At 35.0% G+C, this 9,133-nt stretch carries 7 protein-coding genes; all 7 read right to left on the bottom strand.

Going from position 1 to position 9,133, the window contains the following annotated elements; all coding sequences use genetic code 11:
- Positions 1–226: 226 nt before the first annotated feature.
- A complete protein-coding gene (parC, locus tag CKF58_RS00805) occupies positions 227–2,500 on the bottom strand; it encodes a DNA topoisomerase IV subunit A (RefSeq protein WP_119530090.1) in 2,274 nt (757 codons plus the stop codon).
- A gap of 5 nt (positions 2,501–2,505) precedes the next feature.
- Positions 2,506–4,395 (bottom strand): DNA topoisomerase IV subunit B, encoded by a 1,890-nt coding sequence (gene parE, locus CKF58_RS00810; RefSeq protein ID WP_119530091.1) that lies wholly within the window; start codon positions 4,393–4,395, stop codon positions 2,506–2,508.
- Positions 4,392–5,252, bottom strand: a complete 861-nt coding sequence (locus tag CKF58_RS00815; RefSeq protein WP_119530092.1) for a DNA mismatch repair protein MutH — start codon at positions 5,250–5,252, stop codon at positions 4,392–4,394. Before CKF58_RS00815 ends, parE begins: the two co-directional genes overlap by 4 nt.
- A gap of 11 nt (positions 5,253–5,263) precedes the next feature.
- On the bottom strand, positions 5,264–6,154 hold the full coding sequence (gene lgt, locus CKF58_RS00820) for a prolipoprotein diacylglyceryl transferase (RefSeq protein WP_119530093.1): 891 nt from the start codon (positions 6,152–6,154) through the stop codon (positions 5,264–5,266).
- A 118-nt stretch (positions 6,155–6,272) separates the two neighbouring features.
- Complete coding sequence (locus tag CKF58_RS00825; protein ID WP_119530094.1) at positions 6,273–7,127, bottom strand: sulfite exporter TauE/SafE family protein; 855 nt, start codon at positions 7,125–7,127, stop codon at positions 6,273–6,275.
- A 20-nt stretch (positions 7,128–7,147) separates the two neighbouring features.
- A complete protein-coding gene (locus CKF58_RS00830; RefSeq protein WP_119530095.1) occupies positions 7,148–7,639 on the bottom strand; it encodes an RNA pyrophosphohydrolase in 492 nt (163 codons plus the stop codon).
- 229 nt (positions 7,640–7,868) lie between these two features.
- Positions 7,869–8,807 (bottom strand): UDP-3-O-acyl-N-acetylglucosamine deacetylase, encoded by a 939-nt coding sequence (lpxC, locus tag CKF58_RS00835; protein ID WP_119530096.1) that lies wholly within the window; start codon positions 8,805–8,807, stop codon positions 7,869–7,871.
- Positions 8,808–9,133: the final 326 nt, after the last annotated feature.

Raw genomic sequence — 9,133 nt, forward strand, 5'->3', positions numbered from 1 at the left:
TATTTAAATAAACCGAATTACTAGGTGCGGAAAACTTAATTATGTTAATTTTACGGTCAAACTTTTTTATGCTAATTTTGCTAAATTATATCTTTGTCTAGTTGTTTATTTTACCTTTATTAATAAAAAATTGCACAAGTAAATGTAGCAAATAACGGCATTTAACAAAAATTAATCCCCTTAGAGATCTAAGGGGATTAAAAATTATATCGAATGATAAAAATAACTATTTAGTTAGCGGAGAAATTTCTGAATTAGCATTTAAACCTTTAATCAGATTTCGTCCCTTTTTACCTCGCGAACTCTTAATACGATTTAAATCGTTTACACTAACTGTAACTTTACGATTACCATTACGAATTTGCATATTAGTGTCTTTATCAACTAAAAATACATATTCTAACCATTCACGGTTATCTGTAAAGTCTTTGCTATCGATAGTAATTAGTTTAACGCCACTACCCTTAGCACGTTCAGGAATTTCATTTACATCAAATTTTAAGCAACGTCCTAAGTTAGTAATAGTTAAGAGTTCATAAGTACCAGGTAATGCTTGTTCTGAATATTGTTCAGGGAGCACTATTGGACTTAAAAGTTCAGCTTGCTCTTTAACACTAAAAATAGCTTTACCTGCTTTCATTTTAGTTGCTAAATCACCAGCTTTAACAATAAAGCCATCACCAGAATTGGTCGCTAAAATAATGCGTTGTTGCTCTTGCGCGACAAACATGCCTACAATAGAGGCTTGGTCTGGTAATTTAATAAAACCGGTAATAGATTCGCCATAACCACGCATACTTGGTAAGTCATTAGCTAGAAGATTATAACTACGACCAGTAGAATCTAAGAAATATAACGTATCAGTGGTTTTACACTTCACCATTTGTGAGAAGGCATCACCATTACGATAAGTTAAATTCTCAAGATTAATTTCGTGCCCACGACCACAACGAATCCATCCGCGTTGTGAAATTACAACAGTTACGTCTTCGGCTGCAATTTCTTCAGTAATTTCTAAAGGTTTAGCAGCCTCACGTTCAACAATTGGACTAATGCGTTCACTACCGTAGATTTTCTTAGCTTCTAAGAGTTCTTTTTTAACTTGCTGATTAAATTTACTTTCACTGCCTAAAAGTTCATTAATGTAACTTTGTTCAGCTTCAAGTTCGGCCTGTTGTTGTCTTAAAGCTTGCTCTTCTAATTTAGCTAAGTTACGAATGCGTAAATCTAAAATAGCAGTTGCTTGCTCTTCGGTTAAGGCAAAAGTTTGCATTAACTCATCTTTAGGTTTAGCACTATTACGTACAATGGCAATTACTTGTTCAAGATTATTAAAGGCAATAATAAATCCAGCAATACGTGTTAGTTCTTTAGCAACTTTTTCTAGACGCGTTAAATATCTTTTACGAACAATATGTTTTCTAAACTCAATCCATTCGTTGAGAATTTCGAGTAAAGATTTAATTGCAGGTTTATCGTTTAAACCGATAATATTTAAATTTACACGGTGTGTTTTTTCTAAATCGGTATAAACAAAAAGTTGCTGCATTAGAGCTTGTGCATCAACTCTACTAGATTTAAGTTGTAGTACTACACGAGTTTCTGTTTCAGAAGAGTCATCACGAATATCTTCTATTTGTGGCGTCTTCTTGTTTTGAATTAATTCAGCAATGCGCGGAATAATGCTCGGTGCTGATTGGTAAGGCAATTCAGTAATAATAATTTGATCTTTTTCTTGATGCCAAACCGCACGTTGACGAATAGTTCCTTTACCTGTTTTGTAAATTTGGAATAATTCATCTTTACTATTAGTAATTTCAGCGCCACACGGATAATCAGGACCTTTAATATGCTCCATAATATCTTCGAGCGTACTTTTAGGTTTACTAATTAGTAAACAACAAGCATCTACTACTTCATTAATGTTATGCGGAGGAATATCTGTTGCCATCCCTACCGCAATCCCTGTAGTACCATTTAAAATAATATTAGGTAAGAGGGCTGGTAAATATACAGGTTCATCTTCATCACCGTTATAATTGGGCTGGAACTCAATATTACCACTATTTAACTCTTTTAATAAGCACGTACTATACGGACTTAAAAAAGATTCAGTGTAACGCATAGCCGCAAAACCTTTAGGGTTAAATAATTCCCCAAAGTTACCTTGTCCACTTACGAGCGGATAACGGTATGTAAAGTTTTGCGCCATTATTACTAAAGATTCATAACAGGCTGAATCACCGTGCGGATGGAAACGTCCTAGTACTTGACCGACTGTATAGGCTGACTTTTTCTTTTTCTCTTTTGAGTTAATGCCTTCAATTGCCATAGTATAAATAATACGACGTTGTACAGGCTTTAAGCCATCTCCAACGTAAGGCAATACACGGTCTTTGATTACGTAAGTAGCATAGTTTAAGTAGGCAGCTTCACAATAAGCAGCTAAGTCAAACTCTTCAACTCCTTCGTAATTAATAACTTCTTGTTTCTGTGTCATACAATTTAATCGCTAACTTTAGTTACATCACCTTTAGCTTCTAACCAGTCACGACGATCAGGAGCACGACGTTTAGCTAAAAGCATATCGACCATTTTGATAGCCGAGTCTTTTGGATCTTTACCATTTAGATCCCAGCGCAGTTGTAAAAGGCGACGATTGTTTGGATCTAAAGTTGTCTCTCTTAATTGATCAGGATTCATTTCTCCTAATCCTTTGAAGCGAGTAATGCGAATGTTTTTACTATTTTTGTATTTGCTTAGAACTGCATTTTTCTCAGATTCATCAAGGACATAATGCACGTTTGCTCCTACATCAATTCTAAATAAAGGTGGTAAAGCCACGTATACATGTCCGGCATCAATCAGTTTAGGGAAATGCTTCATAAAGAGGGCACAAATTAAGGTTGAAATATGTGCACCATCACTATCAGCATCGGCAAGAATACAAATTTTACCGTAGCGTAAACCACTTACATCATCAGAATCGGGATCTAAGCCTATAGCAACGGCAATATCATGTACTTCGTTGTTTTTTAACACTTCATTAGAAGATACTTCCCAAGTATTCAGGATTTTTCCTCGTAAAGGTAAAATAGCTTGGGTTTCTTTGTTACGTGCCATACGTGCCGAACCACCTGCCGAGTTCCCCTCTACAATAAACAGTTCAGTACGACTTAGATCTGAAGAAATACAGTCAGTTAATTTACCTGGTAAACGCGGTCCCGAACTTACTTTTTTCCGTACAACTTTATTTTCTTTAGCAATACGATTACGTGCATTGTTAATAAAGATTTGTACTAATTCTGTAGCTAAGTTGGTATTTTGGTTTAACCAAATAGTAAATAGATCTTTAACTTGACTATTTACAAAGGCCGAAGCTGAACGTGAAGTTAACTTCTCTTTCGTTTGTCCTTGGAATTGAGCATCTTTCATTTTTAATGAAAGAATGTAATTACAATGAGCCCATACGTCATCAGCAACTAAAGTAGTTTTCTTATCAAGTAAATCGTGTAATTGACAAAAGTCTTTTACGGCTTCTAAAATCCCTGAACGTAGACCATTAACATGAGTACCGCCTAAATTATTTGGAATTAAGTTCGTAAAAGCTTCACTAACTACTACCGGACTTTCAAACTTCCATGCAAAGCACAGATCTAATTCTTCGTTTTCACCTTTAGCATGAGTAGTAAAAACTGGGTTAGGTAAGAAATCTTGTTCTAAATTAGCTAATAAGAATTCTTCCATCCCTTTTTCATAGCGCCAAGCTTGTTCGGTATTATGTTGTAAGTCGACAAAGTTGATTTCTAAACCTGGAGCAAGAATAGCTTTAGCTTCGAAAATTTGTACTAAAGATTTTAGATCAAATTTTTCACTATCGAAGTATTTAGGATCTGTCCAAAAGCGTACGGTTGTACCAGTTTCGTAATTCGGACATTTAGCAATAGCTTTAAGTTTGTCTTCACGTTGTCCATGGTTAAAGCGCATAAAATACACTTTACCATCACGTTTAACGGTTACTTCTAACTTGGTTGAAAGGGCATTTACTACTGTAACCCCTACCCCATGTAAACCACCGGAAAAACCGTAGTTAGAATTATTAAATTTACCACCAGCATGTAGACGAGTCAGAATTACTTCAACTCCTGAAACTCCCTCTTCTTTATGGATGTTTACAGGCATACCTCGCCCATTATCGGCAACTTCAATACTATTATCAGGATAGAGAGTAACTTTGATTTTATTACCATAACCGTTAATGGCTTCGTCGACAGAGTTGTCGAGCACTTCTTGGAGTAAGTGATTAGGGTTAGTGGTAATAGTATACATTCCTGGTCGTTGCTGTACCGGTTCAAGACCTTTTAGAATGACCAGCTGTTCTGAATCATATTTCATGAGTTATATACAGACTGTAAAATTTCATTTACAAAATTACGACGTAAGTAAAAAGATAGAGGAGGTAGATTAATACTATGTAGGTCTATATCATTAAAAGTATTACTTTGTTGGGTATTTAAGGCTTTTACCCGTACACACAAAGCACTTCCTAAATTGCTTTTTAATGCCGTAAAATCACGTTGTGTAATGATCTCCATAATACTTTTCCAATCAGCCTCCAAAGTAGCTAACTGTTGTGCATTAGGTGACCAAATAAACCCTTTACCAATACGTCTTTGTGCTAAAGGGATCTCCGGATTATTTTCTACCGGAATAAAAAGGATGCGTTTAAGTTTATAAAGTACATGACTTAATTGCCAATCTTGGAGCATATAGCTATTAAGCGGTAAGCTCGAGATAAAAATATCACTTTTAACCTTACCATTTTCATTTATAGCTAAGGTTTTAAGTTCAAGACCTAAGTCAATAAAATCTTGGGTCGGCTTTGAACCGGCACTTGCTCCAAGGGCAATTTCAATTAGATTACCTAACCAGCCGCGATTTAATTTTAAACTATCAATTAGTTCTACTTGGTGCTTATCCGCAATTTGCTCTACAGTTTTACCTACTAGAGCTTGTACGTAAGTTAAAAGCTGACTCCAAGTTTGAGGTGGTGCGGCAGGTTGCACTTGTTCAGTAAAAAAACTTTGGTGCGTATAAAGAGCGAGTTCGCCCTCACGTTGGGCTAAATTGGTTGCTTGTGCGGCACTTAAGTGATCGAACATTGCATGGTATTTATTTACTTGTAGGCTATGTTCTGTATCACTTAAATTAAGCTCTAAATTATATGCAGACCAAGAGGATTTATTATTCATTATTACTGAGATTAATTTTCAAATTGGGGTGTAACTGGATTTACTTTACGATGTTTACTACTTAGAACTAACCATAAACCAAATAGGATCATTGGCGTTGAAAGAACTTGTCCTTGCGTAAATGGTCCGAGTACATAGCCTAATTGAGCATCTGGATTACGGAAAAACTCAATAATAAAGCGACTAATCCCGTAGCCCATAACAAAAAGTCCAGAAAGTAAACCAGGACGCGGAATTTGTTTCCAACGTACGCTTACAAGAATAATAAATAATACTAAGCCTTCAAGTGCTGCTTCGTAGAGCTGAGACGGGTGACGAGGGATATAACCTCCAGATGGAAACTCCATTGCCCATGGTACATCTGTAGGACGACCCCAAAGTTCACCATTTATAAAGTTACCAATACGACCCACACAAAGAGCAAATGGGATAACTGTTGCTCCTAAATCAGCTACAGTCCAGAAATCTTTAGTTTTACGCGTTTGTAACCAAAGAGTAGCCAACACTCCTAGAAAACCTCCATGAAACGACATACCACCTTTGTGGATCATGAAAATTTGTATAGGGTCTGCTAAATAAGCTTGTAAATCATAAAATAATACATAACCTAAACGCCCCCCAATAATTGCTCCTAAAAAGCAATTTACGGCAATATCAGTAAAACGTCCTGCACTAATATGGGCATTATAGGTCTTAGAAGTACGATGGTCTCTTTTTAATAATAAATAATTAAAAAGTAAGGCACCGCCCAAACCAATTAAATAACATATACCGTACCATTGCACATTAAAGCCAAAAACCGTAAAGGCCGTTGGATTTATTTGCGGAAAAGGGATCGCGGCATAACTAGCTGTCGAAAACAATGCTGCAAAAATAAGTAAGATGGAAATTAGAATTTTCATATCTGTTTAGTAAAGGCAGCCTGATTAAGGATAATCATGGATTGCTAAGGGTCATAAAAAAGCTAGTTATGAATTATAACTAGCTGCATATAGCTTTAGTAAACAAAAGTTTACAGCTTTATCCTAGAAATGTTAAGAGAGGGTTATGAATTAGTTCGTAACCTTCAATAAACATGTCTAAAGCGATAAGCACTAAAAAGTACGCAAAAATACGTTTAACTTTTGGTGCTGGTAAAACGGATTGTAATTTTACGCCATAAGAAGCAAAAATTACCGAAGGGATTAAAATTGCACTAAAGGCAATTAATGAAAAATATCCAAAAGTATAAGGTACGCCTGTATCTATATGAGCTCCAGAAATAACATAACTAATAAAACTAGATAATGCTAACCAGAAACCACAAAATGATGAAGTACCTAAAGCTTTTTTAATCGGGAACTTGCAAGAATTAAAAAGTGGACCTAAAAATGAGCCACCCGAAATTCCAGCCGTAGCCGCAATTGAACCAATAGCAGCACCAGCAAGTACACCTTTAACCGAACCTAGACTATAATTTTGAGTTTCTTCAACAAGAGCTTTTTTGCCCTGCATGTGAATTGCACTATAGAGTACAACTAAACCAAAAAGGATTTTTAAGTATCCTGGATTAATTTGCGTTACAAAGTGCCCTACAATCGCTGAAAAAATAATCATTGGTGGCACAATAATTAAAGCTGTTTTAAAGTGGATATTTTTTAATTTATATTGCTTGTATGAAGCCGTAGCTGTATTAAAAATAATAACCCCGAAACTAGTGGTAATACAAATAGGTAATAAGTATTCAGGATTAATATGGAAAATACTAGGCAATAGATAGTTAAGTACAGGAACGATAACTAAACCGCCACCTAAACCTAATAAACCTGAACTTAATCCACTAAATACACCAGCTACCAAGCAAGAAATTATAAAGATCAGTACCGTATGATCCATGTGGTCTCCTCAATCATGAATTAGAATTTTGGCTTACGTTTAATAACAAAACGTGAAAATTCTTTTAACACTTTACGATAAACGTCTTCTTTAAAATAAACTACATTGCGAATTGGATACCAATAAGATACCCAACGGTGATCGACAAATTCTTTAGCTAAAGAGTAATCAATTACGGCATTATCATCGATAAGTTGTACTAAAAACCATTTTTGTCTAGCACCAACGAACTCATGAAAAGAAAATGGGTACTTGTAAGTTTGCCATTTTTTACTTTCAGCAATGATCTTAATTTGGTGAGATTTAATTCCCGTTTCTTCAAACAGTTCACGATACATCGCTTGTTCAGGAGTCTCGCCTTCCTCAATTCCCCCCTGTGGGAATTGCCATTGCTGATAATGCGTAATTTTACCAAGCCATAATTGTCCCGCTTTATTAACAATAATAATCCCGACACCTAAACGGTAATTATCTGTATTATTATGGTCAGTATTATTTTGTCGTTTGTTCATAGGAAATACAAGTGACTCTTTGTTAAGGTAAAAATAAAGAGATAACGCGATTTATTATACTCTAAACGATCAGTGTTTACCGTATAAATTATCTCTTTAGCATAAAAATCAAGACTAAACAAATGAGGGGCAGTTTAAATTTTGCAAAAGACATAAAAAAGAGAGAATATGTATATGCATATTCTCTCTTAGCCAGTATAAATACTATAATGTTTTACATTAAGCTTTCTTAGGCAGCTACATAAGTGTGAATAGTTTTTTGCTCTAGAGCATCAACTTTTTCTTGGTTAGCTTGACCTTCGAAAGTAACGATTTCAAAAGCGTTTTCAGCAATTAGTTTACGTACTAATTGGTTATTTAAATGGTGACCTGATTTATACGCAGTATAGTTGCCGATTAAGTTGTGGTTACATAAGAATAAATCACCGATAGCATCTAGCATTTTGTGACGTACAAATTCGTTATTGTAACGTAAACCTTCTTCGTTAATAATACGAGTTTCATCTAAGACAATAGCATTAGCTAAACTACCACCACGACATAAACCGTTTTGTTGTAAGTATTCAATGTCTTTTAAGAAACCGAACGTACGACAACGTGATAATTGGTCAATAAAATTTTGTGTACTTAAGTCCATATTATAGTGACTTAAGTCTTTAGAAAATACAGGATGATTAAAATCAATTGTAAAATCTAAGTTGAATTTGTTAGTAGTGCTTGGTGTAAGTTCAGCAAATTTATCACCATCTTCAACACGTACTTTTTTCGTAATGCGGAAGAATTGTTTTGCTGCTTCTTGGTGCACTAAACCAGCTTCTTGGAACAGAATAACAAACGCTGCTGAAGAACCGTCCATAATAGGAACTTCAGGCGAATTAAGTTCAATGTAAAGATTATCAATCCCAAAAGAAGCAATAGCTGCCATTAGGTGTTCAATAGTTTGAATACGTACACCCTCGTCTGATACTAAACCAGTACAAAGGGTAGTTTCTTTTACTAAATAAGGATCAGCTTTAATTTCAGGAATTGGATCTAAATCTACGCGGCGGAATACAATACCAGTGTTTACTGGAGCTGGTACAAGGCGTAACATTACGCTATTGCCTGAGTGTAAACCAATACCTTCTACTTCGATGTTTTGTTTGATTGTTCTTTGAAAAATAGTCATAGAATAATTTAAGGTTGTTGCTGGATCAGCCGAACTCCCTTAGAATTCAGTATTACTAAGCCAGGGTGTTAGTATTAAATGAAAGTTAAAGATGATTTGTTAAACTAGTATCTTATAGAATCTAGCCTAAACTTATTACTTATCTTAGTTTTAACTTTCAAGAGAAAAATAAGTTGTATCTTAGTTTGATTTATAAGTTATGTCCTAGCTATATTTAGGCATGATTTTATATAGGTAGCCATAGTTATAACTAAGTAAAAGACTGCTACTTAGTTTATTGGTGAATTAAGTGTACCAAATCTCCTAAATTAGCAGTTGCCTATAAC

Origin of the sequence: Psittacicella hinzii (assembly GCF_003585935.1) — a bacterium.
Classification (GTDB): domain Bacteria; phylum Pseudomonadota; class Gammaproteobacteria; order Enterobacterales; family Psittacicellaceae; genus Psittacicella; species Psittacicella hinzii.

Bases quoted from the DNA above. Each gene is read 5' to 3' on its own strand.
- lgt (WP_119530093.1), bottom strand. From the start codon at position 6,154: ATGAAAATTCTAATTTCCATCTTACTTATTTTTGCAGCATTGTTTTCG.
- CKF58_RS00830 (WP_119530095.1), bottom strand. From the start codon at position 7,639: ATGAACAAACGACAAAATAATACTGACCATAATAATACAGATAATTAC.
- CKF58_RS00825 (WP_119530094.1), bottom strand. From the start codon at position 7,127: ATGGATCATACGGTACTGATCTTTATAATTTCTTGCTTGGTAGCTGGT.
- parC (WP_119530090.1), bottom strand. From the start codon at position 2,500: ATGACACAGAAACAAGAAGTTATTAATTACGAAGGAGTTGAAGAGTTT.
- parE (WP_119530091.1), bottom strand. From the start codon at position 4,395: ATGAAATATGATTCAGAACAGCTGGTCATTCTAAAAGGTCTTGAACCG.
- lpxC (WP_119530096.1), bottom strand. From the start codon at position 8,807: ATGACTATTTTTCAAAGAACAATCAAACAAAACATCGAAGTAGAAGGT.
- CKF58_RS00815 (WP_119530092.1), bottom strand. From the start codon at position 5,252: ATGAATAATAAATCCTCTTGGTCTGCATATAATTTAGAGCTTAATTTA.